Source organism: Labrenzia sp. THAF82, from assembly GCF_009363435.1.
Taxonomy (GTDB): Bacteria; Pseudomonadota; Alphaproteobacteria; order Rhizobiales; family Stappiaceae; genus Roseibium; species Roseibium porphyridii.
The window spans coordinates 3,707,317-3,723,151 of record NZ_CP045354.1 but is presented as its reverse complement, the minus strand read 5'-3'; the positions used below and the strand labels follow the sequence as shown (position 1 = coordinate 3,723,151).

Genomic DNA, 15,835 nt, shown 5'->3' with positions numbered 1-15,835 from the left:
GTGCAGGGTTCATGTGTCGTAACATCGGCACAAGCTGCTGATGTTGAAGAGATTACAAAGGTTCTGAGACGTTCAATCGCGGAACTCTGTGTTGCCGATCATCTCGGCGAAACTTCGAAACTCGAACCGTGGTTGGCCAACAAGACGGCGGAGAATGTGCTTCAATGGATTGAAGGACCGGATCTGGTCGTGGCCGCTCACCTTCAAACAGATAGTACCCGGTTCATAGCTGGTGTCGGGATGGCGTCAAAGGTGGGCGAGGTTTTGTTGAACTATGTGCATCCGGACGCTCGGCTGGGTGGTGTCAGCAAGACAGTCATGCTCTCGCTGGAGGATCATCTTAGAAAGCTTGGCCTCACAAAGGCGCGATTGACGAGCACGGTTACCGCTGAGCGGTTTTACAGATCGATTGGCTATATCGAGACTGGCGGCACCAGATCGCACAGGGGCGTGGTGGTGCGGGATTTTGAGAAGGTGTTTTGATAATGAACAGGCTCTTTGATCATTCGTTACGGTCCGCGTCGGCAGATCATGCCGAGATTGTCCGCAAATATGAACTTTATCGAACCATTGTCGAATTTCTGGCGGCGGTGTTGTTCATCATTGGCAGCATATTTTTCTTCTATGAGCGTCTCGTATTCGCAGGCACCTGGCTGTTTCTGATCGGATCAGTGTTCTTTGCTGTCCGTCCCACCATTCGGCTGTTGCTGGAGCTTCGACTTGCAAATCTGCCGGTGCCAAAGGAATTTCGACCTTACGGAGCCGCTCCCGTGTCAGAAGACACCGCACAATGATTGAAAGCAAGTTCGCCAGGAGTTGCCCGGCGATAATGGTGCAGGGAACCGGCTCAAATGTGGGCAAAAGCCTAATCGTTGCAGGCTTATGCCGTTTGTTCGCCAATCGTGGGCTTTCGGTAAATCCGTTCAAACCGCAAAACATGTCCAACAATGCGGCCGTGACTGTCGATGGCGGTGAAATTGGCCGGGCACAAGCGCTTCAGGCTTTGGGGAGCCGAGTGCCTGCGACGGTCCACATGAATCCCGTGCTGCTTAAACCCGAAACCGATACCGGAGCACAGGTCATCGTGCAGGGAAACAGATTTGGCACGATGCGAGCTCGAGAATATGGAAAACAAAAAAGTGCACTCCTACCGAGGGTTCTTGAGAGTTTTGAAAAAATTACTTCAAGCTCAGACCTTGTGATTGTCGAAGGAGCAGGCAGCCCGGCCGAAATCAACTTGAGGGCAGGAGACATTGCAAATATGGGGTTCGCAGAAGCGGCGAACCTGCCGGTCGTCTTATGCGCAGATATCGACCGTGGTGGCGTCATAGCATCCGTGGTTGGGACCCACGCGGTGCTGCTTCCTGAGGAGAGAAACCGTATCAAGGGCTTCTTCATAAACCGCTTCAGGGGCGATCCGAGCCTTTTTGAGGAGGGCATGCGCGAGATTGAAAGCCGTACAGCATGGCGTGGCCTTGGTGTTGTGCCGTGGTTTTCCGACGCTGCGAAACTGCCGGCGGAGGATGCCCTCGGACTGGCAGACGGCTTCGGCACAGGCAAAGTCAAAATTGTCGTGCCCGTTATGTCCCGGATCGCAAATTTCGACGATCTGGATCCCCTTCGATTGGAACAGGATGTCACCCTTGAACTGGTGCAACCCGGTGCGCCGTTGCCTGCCGACGCGGATATCGTTCTACTTCCAGGCTCCAAATCCACCATCGGCGATCTTGCGTTTTTCCGGGCGCAGGGTTGGGACATCGATCTGAAAGCACACCATCGCCGTGGTGGGCATATTCTTGGCGTCTGTGGAGGATACCAGATGCTCGGCAAGACGATCTCAGATCCGGATGGTATTGAAGGGACACCCGGCACGGTCGAAGGGCTTGGATTTTTGGACGTGACGACGATACTGACACCGCAAAAATCAACGGTATCAGCGTCCGGAAATCACATCGCAAGCGGTGCTGCTGTGAAAGGGTACGAAATCCATATCGGGGTTACATCGGGACCGGATTGCGAGCGACCCATGATGATGCTCGAAGACGATAAGCCTGATGGCGCGATTTCTGCGGACGGGCGCGTCTATGGAACCTATGTGCACGGGCTTTTTACGGGCGATGATTTCCGAACGGCTTATCTCGACGGTTTTGATGCCAGGGCACTGGTTGCGTATGACAGGCGCATCGACGAAATTCTGGACGACCTTGCAAGTCACCTGGGTGAAGTGATGGATATAGATGCGATTTTGGATATTGCACAGCGCAGATGACTGCAGTTGGCGTTCAGATAGGCTAAGCCACAAAAAGGATAGCCAGGCTGACAACCAGCACGGCTTGAAGCCAGCAAGCACCAACCAGTAGGACGAGTGCCTTCGCGATATCATCAGATGACGCTTGCTTGCGTCCGGTTTCGTTCAGATAGCTGTCCTGGGCGGTGTATTCGGCATAAACGCGTGGGCCAGCCAGTGCCAGATTGAGCGCTCCCGCCATGGCTGCTTCCGGCCAACCCGCGTTTGGAGAACGGTGTTTGCCAGCGTCTGAGCGAATGCACTTGAGGCTATCGGCGATGTTTCCCTTTGCCATTGGCGCTGCAAACGCGATGAAGAGGCCCGCAAGGCGCGACGCTGGCAAATTGATCAGGTCGTCAAACCTTGCCGATGCCCAGCCGAACTCGCCGTATTTTTCATTTTTATGGCCGATCATACTGTCTGCGGTGTTGATGGCCTTGTAGGCAAGCAGCCCGGGAAGTCCCAGCACGGCAAACCAGAACGCGGGAGCGACGACCCCGTCCGAGAAGTTTTCAGCGCAAGATTCAATCGCAGCACGCGAAACGCCGGCTTCATCCAGCTTGTCCGGGTCGCGCCCAACGATCATTGAAACCGCTTTTCGCCCGCCGGAAAGGCCATGCTCTTTAAGCCCATCCCGAACCGCGGCAACATGCCGGTAAAGACTGTTTTGTGCCAAGAACACAGCAGCGATGACAACTGTGAGTATGTCTCCAAAAGGCAACTTAGCTGTCAGCGACTGAAGACAAAAACCTGCCACCAACGACAGCAAGATGATTGTGATCAGAACCAGAATGCCATTTTGCTTTCTTTTAACATCCGACAAAGTCGGCTGGTTGAAACGGTGATCGAAGGCTGAAATCAGTTTGCCGAACCAGACGACAGGATGAGGCAAACGGCGCCACAACCAGTCGGGATCACCTACAATCGCGTCCAACAAAAGTGCTGCCACCAACAGCCATAAAGCATTGTCCAACACCAGCATCGTTGTAGATCAACTCTCGGCCTGAATTTCAGTGAGCGCGTCGGAAAGGCGTTCCAGATTTTCTGCGCTTCCCGGCAATCCGAACCGGATCCAGGTTGGAGCATAGTCAAATATCCGCGTCCAGATATGTCGGCGCGCCAGTGCCTGATGCAGTTTCGAAGCGTCCCGCAGTCCTGCCAGCGCGTAAAGCGGCGTTCCACCAAAAACACTCAAGTTGTTCTGGGAGAGGCAAAGCGTCAGATCGGCCATCTCATCTGCCAGTTGACCTGACATTTTTTTCTGCCAGTCGGTGTCTTTGAGCGCAGATGTGCCGATTTCGATCGCTGGACCGCTCAAGCTCCAGCTCTCCAGGATCGACGACATGTTTTCTGTCACGGTCTTGGTACCCGCAAGAAATCCGAGACGAAGTCCGGCGAGGCCGAAAAACTTGCCGAATGATCTTAGCACCACAACGTTTTCGCCAGCGACGTGGGGCAAGATGCTGGAACCGGGCACCACATCCGCAAAGGCTTCATCCACGACCAGGAATCCGCCCTTGTCTGTCAGCGATCTTGCGATCTCCAAGAGGCTCTTCACGTCAATCAGTTGACCATCGGGGTTGTTCGGATTGACCAGCACCACAATTTTAGCGCTTTCCGGAACCGCATAGATGCTGGACAACTCGACCAAATCGCATTTCTCGCGAACCCAGACGGCTTTGTGGCTGGTGTAACTGGGGGAGGTGAGCGCGACGGGTCCGTCCGACAGCACGGATGGCAACAGGGAAATAAGAAGCTGTGTGCCAGGTGCGGCGACGACGCCCAGATGATCCGGAATGGCATAGGCGCGCCGCGCAGCGGTGATCAGTCGTTCCTGACCTGCCCTGGCCGGCAGATCCGTCCATGCCGTCTTGGTGACCGAGCCAGGCAATGGATAGGAATGTGGGTTGATGCCGGTTGACAGATCCAGCCAGTCGGCGCGTGTGCCGCCATACTGTTCCATCGCGCGCGTAAGGTCCCCGCCGTGTTCCATCAAATTGTCCCTCGCCAATCGCTTCGGATTTGAGCATCAGAGCGAAACGCGTAACCGATTTGCAGCGACAGGTCACCGACGGAAACGACATGCCCTTGTCAAAAGCACAGATTGACAGCAAGAACACTCGGTCGCTAAAAAGAACAAATAGCGAACAAATGCATCTCTTTGTCCGGAGAGTTTTATGACGACAGGCCGACGCAGCCAATCAAAAGCCAATGAAATTGAACGAGAAGACCTCTTGTCGGCGCTTTCGGCTGCCAGGGCGTCCTTGATCGAAGCGCAGCGATGCATGCGTCCAAGGTCCGGTTTGGCCAGATCCGCAAAAGCCGTCATTTCCGAAATCGACGAGTTTGCCTTTGTCCTGACTGGAAAGGAGAATTACTTTTACACCAAAGCACATGGCACGCCGCCAAGAAGCGTTTCAACGCGGTGAAGGGAATTGGATTGCACCTGCCACCTGTTGAACTAGGTGAGTCCTGCCTGGGTTTCCTCAATCAGATGATCAACCATCCTGTCCAGTGTTTCCTGAGGCAGTTGGCTGTCTTCTGAAATTTCTCCGGCAAGCGCCAGCTGTTTATCCGCTGATGTTCCCCTGGTCGCAATTTCCCGGATGTGCATGAGGTCGCTCTCGCAGCCAAAATGTTCTGCGTCGGGCCAGACCAGTTCAATCATTTCGTCAATCAGATCAATGAATGGAACGGTTTCGTTGCGGCCGAAGTCGATCAGTCGCACCGCCGTACCGTGACGTTGGGCCTGCCAGCGATTCTCCGACAATAGAAAGCGTGAGTACCTGCGCCAGCTTTGGTTTGCACGGCGAAGCCGAAACAGCATTCTGCACAAGCATCGATAGAGAGCGGCAATGGCAATGGCATCGTCCAAACGCGGGCAGACATCCGTTACGCGCATTTCCAAAGTGGGAAACCGGTCTGACGGGCGAAGGTCCCACCAGATTTTGGTGGCATCCTCGATTACGCCGGCATTCGTCAGAATGTCGACCGTGTGCCGGTACTCGTAGTTGCTCTCAAAACGTGGCGGCAGACCGGTCCTTGGCAACTCGTTGAAAACGGACAGGCGGTAGGACTTCAATCCCGTCCTGCGTCCGCGCCAAAAGGGTGACGAGGTGCTGAGTGCCAGAAGATGTGGCAGAAAATAGGAAAGTTGATTGAACAGTTCGATCCGAAGTTCTTCATCTTCTATCCCGACATGCACGTGCATGCCGCAAATCAACATCCGTTTGGCGACCACCTGCATGGTTCTGGCGATTTCGTTATAGCGTTCCTTGTTGGTGTGCGGCTGATCTGTCCATTCCGCAAACGGGTGCGTGGAAGCGGCAATCGGGGCCAAATTGAATTGGGACGCCTCCTGAGTGATTGTCTTGCGGAAATAGGAAAGTTCAGCACGAACCTCAGCCAGTGTCATGCAAACCGGTGTGCCGACCTCGATCTGGCAGCGCAGAAACTCCGGACTGACCCGGCCCTCCAACGCGCTCTCACAGGCCTGAAAGAGCTCAGGAGGCGGGCTGCTCGCCAGTTTGCGGCTCGACTTGTCTACGAGAAGATATTCTTCTTCGACACCAATGCTGAAACTTGGTTCTTTCATCAAGGAACCTTCCGAATATTTGTTTTGCCTCATCAAGGCAGAAAAACTGCCTATTTGGCAAACAAAGTTTCGGACTTAAGCAATCTGCGATGCATATCAAAAGGTTACCAGATGTTTCCAGCTCCAGGCGTATAGGCAGCTCCCATAACGGTGTTGGCCTTAAGGACGTCGCATTCCACGATGCCGGAAAATTTGGCGATAGCAGTGCTGCTCTCTGAAATTGAAGCCGCGAACTTGAGCTTGCTTCCAGCAGAGATTTCGACTGTATCAAGGCCCTGAATGAGAACGCTTTTCGGCGCGCTGATGATAACGTCCTGATTTTGCAGCGTGATGATGCTTTCAAGCTCGCCCAGCCTGGCTTCGAGATCGTTGACCCGCTGACGAATAGCCTCAACTACCTGATCGCTGTTGCCGGACTGAGATACGACTTGAGGGGTTTTCCTGGGGCGGGGCGGTTCCACGCGTTTCATCGTCGATGTAGTCACAGCGCGAGCGGGCTTTTTCAAAGCGGCGGCTGGATTGGAAGGCGGTTTCATTGGCTTTCCTCAATGTTTGGGAACAGAGGGAAAACGCTAACATGCCGTAAGGGAAATGCACAATCAGCCGCAATGCTGAAGCATTTTGAACCAGCAGGTCGAACAATGAGAATAAATGGAGGCCCCGACCGGAATCGAACCGGTGTACACGGATTTGCAATCCGCTGCGTCACCACTCCGCCACAGGGCCTCTTGGTGGTGTGCCGCGCCTTATCAAACAGTTGTACGCGTTGGTCAAGTCCTGAATTCCGGCAGCAGAAAATATCCACCGGTCGCCGATTTGAAATCTTGGAGGCAAATGTTCACCGTGTGAAAAGCACCCAAAACCTGGAAATGGCGGGGCATCCGCAGTTTCTGATACTTGTCAGGGCGCTTCCGCATCGCTAATGAACGTCACTTGAGAGGCGCCGGACGCTCGGCGAGTCAAATATGAGGGCCGATATGACGGACTTTAGCCAGTCGCGCCGCAAGATGGTGGACAACCAGCTGCGCACGAACGACGTGACCGACCACAGGATCCTGGACGCAATGGAACTGGTTCCTCGGGAGCGTTTTGTACCGGCCTCAAAAAAAGCCGTCGCATATATCGATGAAGACCTGCCAGTCGGTCCGACTGACAGCGGCCGGGTCGTCATGAAACCGCATATTTTTGGCAAGCTGGTGCAGCTGTCTGAAATCCGGGAAGGCGATGTGGTCCTCGTCGTGGGCGCAGGGACAGGCTACAGTGCTGCGGTCGTTTCCAAGCTGGCAGCTTCCGTGGTTGCACTGGAAGAAAATGAAGAACTTGCAAAAACAGCGACTGAAATCCTCGTTGAGCTTGGGATCGAAAACGCCGTGGTGGTTGAAGGCGCACTGAACAAAGGGTTTGCATCCGAAGGACCTTACGATGTCATTCTGATTGATGGCGCTGTTGAGGTTCTGCCCGATGAACTGACCAAGCAGCTGAAGCCCGGTGGGCGGCTGACGGTTGTCGAAGGACAGGGCGGTTCAGGAACTGCCAAGCTCTATCGAAATTCCGACGGTGTTATCGGCAGCGTGTTCGGCTTCAACGCTTCGGTCAGCCTGCTGCCCGGATTTGAGAAAACGGAAGAATTCGAATTCTAGGTTTTTCTGCGCTTCTTAAGTTATTTGGCCCGCCTTTTTTGGCGGGCTTTTTTGTTGCAGAACGAATTGATCAGTCGTTGGACGTCCGACTTGTTGCACCAATGCCTCACTCGTCGAAAAACGGATTTTCTTGATCGCAAACAGTTGAAGAATAACACCCATCAGTTTACTCAACACTGTCGAGTAGGGTGACCCGGAAGGAGTACGGCGTGTCTGGTCGTTCAACACTGAAAGCAGTGGCCATAACTGTTGGGCTTATGGCGAGCGTTTCCAGCGGATCCTTGACGGGGGGCATGTCTGCCGCGCAGGCAGAAACGATTCGCGAATCTTTAGCGCTAGCATATTCCAACAATCCGACGCTGAACGCCGCTCGCGCGCAGCTTCGCGGAGTTGATGAGAATGTGCCTCAAGCGCTGTCGGGGTGGCGTCCGACAATTACCGCGTCAGGTTCTGCCGGACGCCTTGCCAATGGAACAGATGGCAACATCGATTACCGCAACAATGCCTCGATATCTCTGACGATCAGTCAGACATTGTTTCGCGGGTTCCGGACAATCAATTCCACGCGTCAGGCCGAGGCCGTTGTGCGAGCACAGCGCGAAAGCCTGAGTTCAACGGAGCAGGACACGCTTTTGAGCGCTGCAACTGCTTATGTTGACGTCATCCGTGATACCGCGCTCGTGTCGCTTCAACGCAGTGACCTGGCCTTCCTTCAGGAACAGGTGCGCGCGGCACGTGACCGTTTTGACGTAGGCGAGGGAACACGGACCGATGTCAGCCAGGCTGAAGCGCGGGCGGCGGAAGCGCGCGCAAGTCTGAACACCGCACTTGCCAACCTGAACACCAGCCGGGCCATTTATCGTCAGGTCATAGGGATCGAAGCCCGCAGTTTGTCAGCGGATACCTCGATCAACCGTGTTGTGCCGAAGTCGCTTGATCAGGCCATGCAGCTCAGTGAAACGCACCAGCCGCTGATCCGGCAGGCCCAGCATCTGGTTGACGCCGCACTTTTCAACATCAAGGCAATTGAAGGTGAGCTGCTGCCGACAGTGACGTTGGATGGTAGTATTTCAAGAACCTGGAACCCCTCCGCATTTGCGGATGAAAGCGACAACGCACAAATATTCGGAAATGTCAGCATCCCCATCTATCAGGGCGGTGGCGTTTCCTCTCGGGTACGTCAGGCAAAAGAAGAATTGGGGCAGACCCGTCTTCAGCTGGATGTCACCCGAGATCAGGTGCGCGCGAACGTGATTTCAGCCTGGGGCGTCTATCAAGCTGCCGAAGCGTCGATTGTTGCGGCTCAAGCGGCGGTCGAAGCACAGCAGTTGGCTCTTGAAGGTGTCATTGAAGAACAGCGTGTGGGTCAGCGGACGACATTGGACGTTCTGGACGCGCAGCGTGAACTCGTGACACAGCAGTCCAATTTGGTAACCGCGCAGCGCAATCGGATCATCGGCGGATATCAGCTTGTTTCTGCTATCGGGCGTCTCGATGCGGACAGTCTCGGGCTGAGTGTTGCCCGCTACAATCCCAAGCAGCACTACAAGGCGGTTCGTGACCAGTGGATTGGTCTTCGCACACCTGACGGTCGCTAGGCTTTTCGGCAAATCTTATTGATAATGCAGTGAAAGCTGCACTGTAGTTGAAGCGTATGGGCAGACAGCTCATACGCTTCATGTCGTTGAAATTGCGATTTTCAGATGTGAATTTCTTGAGAAATGGTCTCTTGCAACGCCTAAATCCGACTTAAGAGGGGAAAAGGCGTTGGTAATGGGTGCGCTTGCTTTGCGCGTTTCTTATTGACCCGCATAATTTCGATTAACGAATCATTCAGCATTGGCTGAGTGTTCGGTAGCGTAGCCGGCAAGTACGGGGGAAGGCATGGCACAGGCGAAAAAGGCTGACGAGCCGTCGATGGAGGAAATCCTCGCATCGATCCGCCGTATTATATCCGACGAGGATTCCCAAGGTGCTGACTCTGGCGAAGCCGATGCAAGTGAAGAAGTTGAAACCCCAGTAGCAGAAGAGGCGGCTGACGATATGGGCGATGCCTCCGAAATGTCCCAGGACGATCTCGACAAGCTGTTCGATATGAGCAGCGATGACGATGACATTGAAAGTGAAGACGATACTGGCGGTGAAGACGTCGACGACATGGCTGCGGCCATGGAAGCAGACGCAGCCGAAGACGAAGAAGAAGAAGACATTCTTGAACTGACCGAGGAATTGGCGGTTCCAGACGAAATGGAGATGGTCGAGGGACTTGCCGAAGACCTTGAAGGGGCCGAGGGCGACCTATCGTTTGCAGAAGCTCCAGTGGAAGACGCTGAGCCAGAGCCCGAACCGGAAGCTATGCCTGAGCCGGAAATGGCGATGGACATGCCTATCCCGGACGATCTTCCAACGGTCGCCGATGACGCGCCTTTGACTTCCAACAACACGGGTGAAGCCGTACATGCTGCATTCGACAATTTGTCGAACATGTTTGTCGGCTCTCAAGCCCAGACCGTGGAAGAGCTTGTCAAGGAAATGCTCCGTCCAATGCTGAAGGCCTGGCTCGATCAACATTTGCCTGGAATGGTCGAGCAGATGGTGCAAAAGGAAATCCAGCGTGTAACGCGCCGCCGATAGAGTTCCTGTTCAGCTATGACAATCAGTCAGGGGGTGCTAAATGGCACCCCCTATATTTTTTGGATGCGATGCTGGAACACAGATCGTGCCATTCGCAGCCTTCACATCCTGCTCGAATGGACTCGTCTGCGAAAGCGGCCCTTAACGCGGCCACCTGTGATGCCGTAAGACGCAATGCCATTTTGGTTTCAAGGCTGGTTTTGAGAAGAGAGCCAATCTGGCGCGCCGCCATTTCATCCCGAGTTCGAACACTGTCATTGTGACAATGGCAACCGGCTTCGTCCAACATCGGTGTGCAGATATCGTCCGGCCCGGAAACAAGCTGCACAGCTTCACCCTCATTTAAACGCGCGATGATCTGATCATAGTTCTTGACGAAATCGGGTGTGTACCCCCGCCCAAGGTAGGTCAGCATACATAAGAGGTGATGCGGTCGGATCGAGACAGTCATTTATCGCTTATGGCAGGAAATTGCTCAGCGCCAAAGGCGACTTCTCTCAGCTTTGGCCCATCGGCCTGATTTGCCAGCCATTGGACATTGTTTCACATCTATCGGCTGTTGACTTGAGGCTGAGCATCAGATTTACACGGGTGCTCACGAATTTAGACTTTTATCCTCCCAACGAGTGACCCTGATGCTGGATAAGACTTACAATGCGGCCAGCGTTGAGCCGCGGATTTACGAAACCTGGGAAAAGGCCGAGGCATTCAAGGCCGGTGCTGGTGCCAAGGATGGCGCTGATGCTTTTTCCATCGTAATTCCGCCTCCCAATGTGACGGGCTCACTGCACATGGGACACGCGCTTAACAACACGCTCCAGGATATTCTCATTCGCTGGAAGCGCATGCAGGGTTTTGATGTCCTCTGGCAACCGGGAACCGACCATGCCGGCATCGCCACTCAGATGGTTGTCGAGCGCGAGTTGATGGAAACTCAACAGCCTGGACGGCGCGAAATGGGCCGTGAAGCGTTCGTTGAACGAGTCTGGGAGCAAAAGCGTAAATCTGAAGGAACAATTCTCGGTCAGCTGAAACGGTTGGGGGCTTCATGCGATTGGAGCCGAACCGAATTCACGATGTCGCCAAACCTGTCGGCAGCCGTTCTGAAAGTCTTTGTCGACCTTTACAATGAAGGTCTGATTTACAAGTCCAAGCGGCTCGTCAACTGGGATCCGAAATTCGAAACCGCAATTTCGGACCTTGAAGTTGAGAACATCGAAACCGATGGCCACATGTGGCACTTCAAGTACCCTCTGGCCAGCGGTGAAACGTATGAGTACGTCGAAAAGGACGAGGAGGGGAACATTACCCTTCGCGAAACCCGCGACTACATCTCTATCGCGACCACACGCCCGGAAACGATGCTCGGCGACGGTGCGGTTGCTGTTCACCCCGACGATGAGCGCTACAGGCCGATTATCGGCAAGCTCTGTGAAATTCCAGTAGGGCCGAAAGAGCACCGACGCTTGATACCGATCATCACGGACGACTATCCGGACCCGGATTTCGGTTCAGGCGCGGTCAAGATTACCGGCGCGCATGACTTCAACGACAATGGCGTTGCGCAACGCAACAAGATCCCGATGTACCGCCTGATGGACACCAGGGGCGCCATGCGCTCCGACGGGGCTCCGTATGTTGAAGAAGCTGTGAAGGCACAGGCGATCATTGATGGTGCAGAAATGTCCATCAACGAAGTCGATCTCATCAACATCGTTCCAGACGACCTGCGTGGCCTGGATCGCTTCGAGGCGCGCAAGCGGGTTGTAGAGCAAATCACTGCCGAAGGACTGGCGGTCATGGTGCCTAGCGATCACCCTGAGGTCACCTGGATGAAAGGTCAGACACCGGACTGGCATCCGCTTGGCAGGGCAATTGTCCGTCCACTTGGAGAAGACGAGGAAGGGCCGACAGAGTTGCCTTTGGTCGAATCCAAGAAGATCATGCAGCCCTTTGGCGACAGGTCGAAAGTCGTTATCGAACCGATGTTGACCGATCAGTGGTTTGTCGACGCCAAGAAACTGACTGGACCCGCGTTGCAGGCGGTCAAGGACGGCTCGACGAAGCTGATACCAGGCAACGCGGACAAAACGTACTTCAATTGGCTGGATGACATTCAGCCCTGGTGTATTTCGCGCCAACTCTGGTGGGGACACCAGATTCCAGTCTGGTACGACGCTGAGGGCAACGAGTATTGCGCACAGACTGAAGCCGAAGCTATTGAAATGGCCAACGGAAAGGCTTTGACGCGAGATCCGGATGTTCTGGACACATGGTTCTCGTCAGCGCTCTGGCCGTTTTCAACGTTGGGGTGGCCGAATGAAACGCCGGAACTTCAGCGATATTACAAAACGGACGTGTTGGTCACAGGTCTTGATATCATCTTCTTCTGGGTCGCCAGAATGATGATGCAGGGCATTCATTTTATGGGCGAAGTGCCGTTCCACACGGTCTATTTCAACTCGATCGTGGTCGATGGCAAGGGCAAGAAAATGTCCAAATCGACTGGAAATGTTATCGATCCTCTCGATTTGATCGATCGTTTCGGCGCGGATGCGACGCGCTTCGCACTTGCAAGTCAGGAAGTCCAGGCGCGCCGCACTTTGCGAATGTCCGATCAGGCAGCTGAAGGCGGACAACGGTTTGCCACAAAGCTTTGGAATGCGTCCAGGTTTGCTGAAATGAACGGTTGCGCGCGTGTTGAAGGCTTCGATCCTGAAGCAACCCGACATACATTGAACCGCTGGATCGCGACCGAAATGGGCCGCTGCACGGCTGAAGTAACTGCCGCGCTTGAGGACTATCGTTTCAACGATGCCGCCGGGGCCGTTTATCGCTTCACCTGGAACACCTTCTGTGACTGGTATCTGGAGCTGGCCAAACCGATCTTCAACGGTGAGGACGAAGAGGCAAAGACAGAAACCCGAGCAACCACGGCCTGGGCGATCGATGAGATTTTGAAGGTTCTCCATCCCTTTATGCCGTTCCTGACGGAAGAGCTTTGGGAACGTCTTGGCGATGAAGGCGTTAGGGCCGACAACCTGCTGATGCTGACCGCGTGGCCGGAAGCGCTTGTTTCAGACAGCAATGCCGCGGCCGAAATCAATTGGCTGGTGACATTCATTTCTGAAATTCGGTCGGTTCGCGCCGAAATGAACGTGCCGGCAGGGGCAAAGGTCAATATCGTCGTTGCCGGGGCAAGCGATCAGACCAGGTCTCGGCTGTCTACGCATGAAGCTGCCATATTGCGCCTTGCTCGCGGTGAAAGCGTGGAGCTTGCCGATGTTGCACCGTCCGGATCGGCTCAGATTATTGTGGGCGAAGCTACAGTAAGCCTGCCGCTTGCCGGGGTTATCGACCTTGGTGCGGAAAAAGCGCGGCTCGAAAAGGAGATTGGAAAACTCCAGGGCGAGATTTCCAAGATCGAAAAGAAGCTGGCAAATCCGAAGTTCGTTGAAAAGGCGCCGGAAGAAGTTGTTGAAGGCGAACGGGAAAAGGTGGCCGAATCCTCTGAAAAGCTGGAAAAGGTTCAGATCGCCCTGAAACGGCTTTCGGAAATTGGCTAAATGATTTTCGGTCCGGTCAAGCGTCGTCTTTTCCGGGCCGTAATTCGGTGCTAGCGCGGCTGAAGGAAACTTCGTTATGCTGGTCCAAGGGATTCGAAAAGAAGCAGATGGTCACCTTGATTGACGCATTGAAAGCGGCGAAACATCTACTGACTGGTCTTGCGGTCGCTTCTTTGGCCATGTCTGCGTCAGGTGCCGCTGCTCAATCGGAAAAAATTGAAAACCCTGTCGCGGTCTTCTCGGGCCTCGACAAGATTACGGGCCGGATCATCTCGTTCGATGTCTATATTGGCGAAACGGTCCAATTCGGTGCTCTGCAGGTGACACCAAGGGTTTGCCATACGCGTCCACAAACCGAATCGCCCCTGACAACAGGATTTGTACAGGTCGATGAGATAACGCTGAACAACGAAGTTCGGCGCATCTTCTCAGGCTGGATGTATGCTGCAAGCCCTGGGCTTCATGCCGTTGAGCACCCCGTCTATGACATCTGGCTGACCAACTGCAAGCTGGCCTCGACTGTGCCGCCACCGGAAGACTATGACGGGCCTCCGATCAAGGGAGTTGTTGCAGAGGGTGAAGACCCGCTGGCCGGGCCGGATGATGGCGTCGAGAGCGGGCCTGGTGTTCCCCGGCCGAAGCCATTCCAGGGCTGATTGTTTCAGAAAAAAAGTTGTCTCAGGTGAGTTCGCGTTTGGGGTACCCTTCTGCTCTCAGTTCAAAGCCTCTCTTTGAAGTCTTGAAACCGAGGCTTTCATAGAACTTGTGGGCTTTCGCGTTGTCCGCACCGGACATCAGCATGATCTTGAAGCAACCTGCTTGCCAAGCCAGACGAATTGCCTCCGACAGGACCTTCTTTCCAATGCCCAGACCTCGCCGATCTTTATGGGTGACGACATTTTCGATCAGTGCGTAAGGTGCGCAGCCGCGCGTCATGTTTGGAACCACAACAAGTGTGCATGAACCGACCGGGACCGCATCTATCGAGGCAATCAGAACCGTCAGACCCGGGTGTTTGATGAGACGTTCGAAGGTTTTTCGTTTGAGCAGGTCGTCCGCATGAACGTCCTTCGGATTGAGGTAATCGAAGAGCGCGGAAACGGCGTCAAAGTCGCCGAGATCAGCCGGGCGGATCGTCAGATTGCCGTCGCTTGAAACCATTTCAACACCTGAAAAGAAAAGCCCGCCAGGTGGCGGGCCTTGCGAAACGAAATCAGTCGATGTCAACGTAGTCGGCTGGCGTCAGGCCGAGCCGGCCGTCAACATATGTTCCGCATCGATCCATCAGATCGTCCATATCATTTTCAAAGAAGTGATTGGCACCGGGAATTGTCTCGTGATCGATCACGATACCTTTTTGGGTCTTCAACTTGTCGACAAGCGTCTGAACGTCTTTTTGCGGTACTACCTTGTCGTTGTCACCGTGGACAATCAGACCGGAAGACGGGCAGGGGGCAAGAAACGAAAAGTCGTGCAGGTTCGCAGGTGGTGCAACGGAAATGAAGCCTTCCACTTCCGGGCGCCGCATCAGGAGCTGCATGCCGATCCAGGCTCCGAAGGAAAATCCGGCAATCCAGCACGCGCGCGCGTCGGTGTGAACAGTCTGCACCCAGTCAAGTGCCGCTGCGGCGTCGGAAAGTTCGCCCTGTCCGTGATCAAATGTCCCCTGTGACCGTCCGACACCTCTGAAATTGAACCGTAGCACCGCAAAACCGCGCCGGGCGAACATGTAGTACATCTGGTAGACGATCTGGTTGTTCATCGTCCCGCCAAACTGCGGATGAAGATGCAAGACCAGTGCGATAGGTGCGTTGCGTTTTTTCGCGGGATGGAACCGGCCCTCGAGCCGGCCGGCGGGACCGTTAAAGATCACCTCAGGCATGAAGTGCGATGTCCTTGTCATTTGTGGCGCATTTAATGCGATGCGCGGATTGGGGTCAGATACGTGATTACCCGTAAGTCTAAACTTGACTCTTAGCCTCCGAGTTTCTAGAACCTTGTTTAGAATTATTCGAAACTTCGCACCGCCAGCCAATGACGGCAACGCTCGGGTCATCCGATTGGGGGGTGTTATCGTCACCGCAGCGAAAAATATCAAGGTTTTTCGCACATC

The 15,835-nt window shown here is 54.4% G+C and carries 16 protein-coding genes and 1 tRNA gene; 9 read left to right on the top strand and 8 right to left on the bottom strand.

Annotated elements, in window-relative coordinates:
• Genes FIV00_RS17205 through FIV00_RS17195 form a run of 3 tightly spaced genes read left to right on the top strand, consistent with a single transcriptional unit; the run spans position 1 to position 2,269 of the window.
• Positions 1-483 carry a GNAT family N-acetyltransferase gene (locus tag FIV00_RS17205; RefSeq protein WP_152501897.1) on the top strand — a complete coding sequence of 161 codons (483 nt, stop codon included), beginning with the start codon at positions 1-3 and terminating at the stop codon, positions 481-483.
• 2 nt (positions 484-485) lie between these two features.
• Positions 486-794, top strand: coding sequence for a YrhK family protein (locus tag FIV00_RS17200; RefSeq protein ID WP_152501896.1), 309 nt, complete (start codon positions 486-488; stop codon positions 792-794).
• Positions 795-829: 35 nt separating this feature from the next.
• Positions 830-2,269 (top strand): cobyric acid synthase, encoded by a 1,440-nt coding sequence (locus FIV00_RS17195; protein WP_173006031.1) that lies wholly within the window; start codon positions 830-832, stop codon positions 2,267-2,269.
• A 22-nt stretch (positions 2,270-2,291) separates the two neighbouring features.
• Here FIV00_RS17195 and cbiB read toward each other — a convergent pair whose 3' ends face one another.
• Together cbiB and cobD are read right to left on the bottom strand one after the other, a co-directional pair.
• Positions 2,292-3,269, bottom strand: coding sequence for an adenosylcobinamide-phosphate synthase CbiB (gene cbiB / locus FIV00_RS17190; RefSeq protein ID WP_152501894.1), 978 nt, complete (start codon positions 3,267-3,269; stop codon positions 2,292-2,294).
• A gap of 9 nt (positions 3,270-3,278) precedes the next feature.
• On the bottom strand, positions 3,279-4,280 hold the full coding sequence (gene cobD, locus FIV00_RS17185) for a threonine-phosphate decarboxylase CobD (protein ID WP_152501893.1): 1,002 nt from the start codon (positions 4,278-4,280) through the stop codon (positions 3,279-3,281).
• A 184-nt stretch (positions 4,281-4,464) separates the two neighbouring features.
• Between cobD and FIV00_RS17180 the strand changes: the two genes are divergently transcribed.
• The gene (locus tag FIV00_RS17180) at positions 4,465-4,716 is read left to right on the top strand and encodes a hypothetical protein (protein ID WP_152501892.1); all 252 of its coding nucleotides are present in this window, start codon (positions 4,465-4,467) and stop codon (positions 4,714-4,716) included.
• 32 nt (positions 4,717-4,748) lie between these two features.
• Here FIV00_RS17180 and FIV00_RS17175 read toward each other — a convergent pair whose 3' ends face one another.
• From FIV00_RS17175 to FIV00_RS17165, 3 genes are all read right to left on the bottom strand, one after another.
• On the bottom strand, positions 4,749-5,882 hold the full coding sequence (locus FIV00_RS17175; protein WP_152501891.1) for a carboxylate-amine ligase: 1,134 nt from the start codon (positions 5,880-5,882) through the stop codon (positions 4,749-4,751).
• Between the two features lie 104 nt (positions 5,883-5,986).
• Positions 5,987-6,418: a hypothetical protein gene (locus FIV00_RS17170; RefSeq protein ID WP_152501890.1), complete on the bottom strand. Its 432-nt coding sequence runs from the start codon at positions 6,416-6,418 to the stop codon at positions 5,987-5,989.
• Positions 6,419-6,534: 116 nt separating this feature from the next.
• A tRNA-Cys gene (locus tag FIV00_RS17165) sits at positions 6,535-6,608 on the bottom strand.
• 251 nt (positions 6,609-6,859) lie between these two features.
• Between FIV00_RS17165 and FIV00_RS17160 the strand changes: the two genes are divergently transcribed.
• From FIV00_RS17160 to FIV00_RS17150, 3 genes are all read left to right on the top strand, one after another.
• The gene (locus FIV00_RS17160; RefSeq protein ID WP_152501889.1) at positions 6,860-7,522 is read left to right on the top strand and encodes a protein-L-isoaspartate O-methyltransferase; all 663 of its coding nucleotides are present in this window, start codon (positions 6,860-6,862) and stop codon (positions 7,520-7,522) included.
• Positions 7,523-7,731: 209 nt separating this feature from the next.
• On the top strand, positions 7,732-9,120 hold the full coding sequence (locus FIV00_RS17155) for a TolC family outer membrane protein (protein WP_371419536.1): 1,389 nt from the start codon (positions 7,732-7,734) through the stop codon (positions 9,118-9,120).
• 286 nt (positions 9,121-9,406) lie between these two features.
• Positions 9,407-10,156: a PopZ family protein gene (locus FIV00_RS17150; protein ID WP_152501888.1), complete on the top strand. Its 750-nt coding sequence runs from the start codon at positions 9,407-9,409 to the stop codon at positions 10,154-10,156.
• A gap of 22 nt (positions 10,157-10,178) precedes the next feature.
• Here the strand turns inward: FIV00_RS17150 and FIV00_RS17145 are convergent, their stop codons facing one another.
• On the bottom strand, positions 10,179-10,607 hold the full coding sequence (locus FIV00_RS17145; RefSeq protein WP_152501887.1) for a DUF1284 domain-containing protein: 429 nt from the start codon (positions 10,605-10,607) through the stop codon (positions 10,179-10,181).
• A 184-nt stretch (positions 10,608-10,791) separates the two neighbouring features.
• On the opposite strand from FIV00_RS17145, the gene FIV00_RS17140 reads away from it, so the two are divergent.
• Together FIV00_RS17140 and FIV00_RS17135 are read left to right on the top strand one after the other, a co-directional pair.
• Positions 10,792-13,722: a valine--tRNA ligase gene (locus tag FIV00_RS17140; protein WP_152501886.1), complete on the top strand. Its 2,931-nt coding sequence runs from the start codon at positions 10,792-10,794 to the stop codon at positions 13,720-13,722.
• A gap of 107 nt (positions 13,723-13,829) precedes the next feature.
• Entirely contained in the window at positions 13,830-14,378 is a 549-nt protein-coding gene (locus tag FIV00_RS17135) for a DUF2155 domain-containing protein (protein WP_173006029.1), read from the top strand.
• Between the two features lie 22 nt (positions 14,379-14,400).
• On the opposite strand, the gene FIV00_RS17130 is transcribed toward FIV00_RS17135, so the two are convergent.
• Complete coding sequence (locus FIV00_RS17130) at positions 14,401-14,949, bottom strand: GNAT family N-acetyltransferase (RefSeq protein ID WP_152501885.1); 549 nt, start codon at positions 14,947-14,949, stop codon at positions 14,401-14,403.
• The gene (locus FIV00_RS17125) at positions 14,936-15,604 is read right to left on the bottom strand and encodes an alpha/beta hydrolase (protein ID WP_152501884.1); all 669 of its coding nucleotides are present in this window, start codon (positions 15,602-15,604) and stop codon (positions 14,936-14,938) included. Before FIV00_RS17125 ends, FIV00_RS17130 begins: the two co-directional genes overlap by 14 nt.
• Between the last annotated feature and the right edge of the window lie 231 nt (positions 15,605-15,835).

Coding starts and splice junctions, on each gene's coding strand:
- FIV00_RS17200 (WP_152501896.1), top strand. CDS start 486: ATGAACAGGCTCTTTGATCATTCGTTACGGTCCGCGTCGGCAGATCAT.
- FIV00_RS17195 (WP_173006031.1), top strand. CDS start 830: ATGGTGCAGGGAACCGGCTCAAATGTGGGCAAAAGCCTAATCGTTGCA.
- cbiB (WP_152501894.1), bottom strand. CDS start 3,269: ATGCTGGTGTTGGACAATGCTTTATGGCTGTTGGTGGCAGCACTTTTG.
- cobD (WP_152501893.1), bottom strand. CDS start 4,280: ATGGAACACGGCGGGGACCTTACGCGCGCGATGGAACAGTATGGCGGC.
- FIV00_RS17180 (WP_152501892.1), top strand. CDS start 4,465: ATGACGACAGGCCGACGCAGCCAATCAAAAGCCAATGAAATTGAACGA.
- FIV00_RS17175 (WP_152501891.1), bottom strand. CDS start 5,882: ATGAAAGAACCAAGTTTCAGCATTGGTGTCGAAGAAGAATATCTTCTC.
- FIV00_RS17170 (WP_152501890.1), bottom strand. CDS start 6,418: ATGAAACCGCCTTCCAATCCAGCCGCCGCTTTGAAAAAGCCCGCTCGC.
- FIV00_RS17160 (WP_152501889.1), top strand. CDS start 6,860: ATGACGGACTTTAGCCAGTCGCGCCGCAAGATGGTGGACAACCAGCTG.
- FIV00_RS17150 (WP_152501888.1), top strand. CDS start 9,407: ATGGCACAGGCGAAAAAGGCTGACGAGCCGTCGATGGAGGAAATCCTC.
- FIV00_RS17145 (WP_152501887.1), bottom strand. CDS start 10,607: ATGACTGTCTCGATCCGACCGCATCACCTCTTATGTATGCTGACCTAC.
- FIV00_RS17140 (WP_152501886.1), top strand. CDS start 10,792: ATGCTGGATAAGACTTACAATGCGGCCAGCGTTGAGCCGCGGATTTAC.
- FIV00_RS17135 (WP_173006029.1), top strand. CDS start 13,830: ATGGTCACCTTGATTGACGCATTGAAAGCGGCGAAACATCTACTGACT.
- FIV00_RS17125 (WP_152501884.1), bottom strand. CDS start 15,604: ATGCCTGAGGTGATCTTTAACGGTCCCGCCGGCCGGCTCGAGGGCCGG.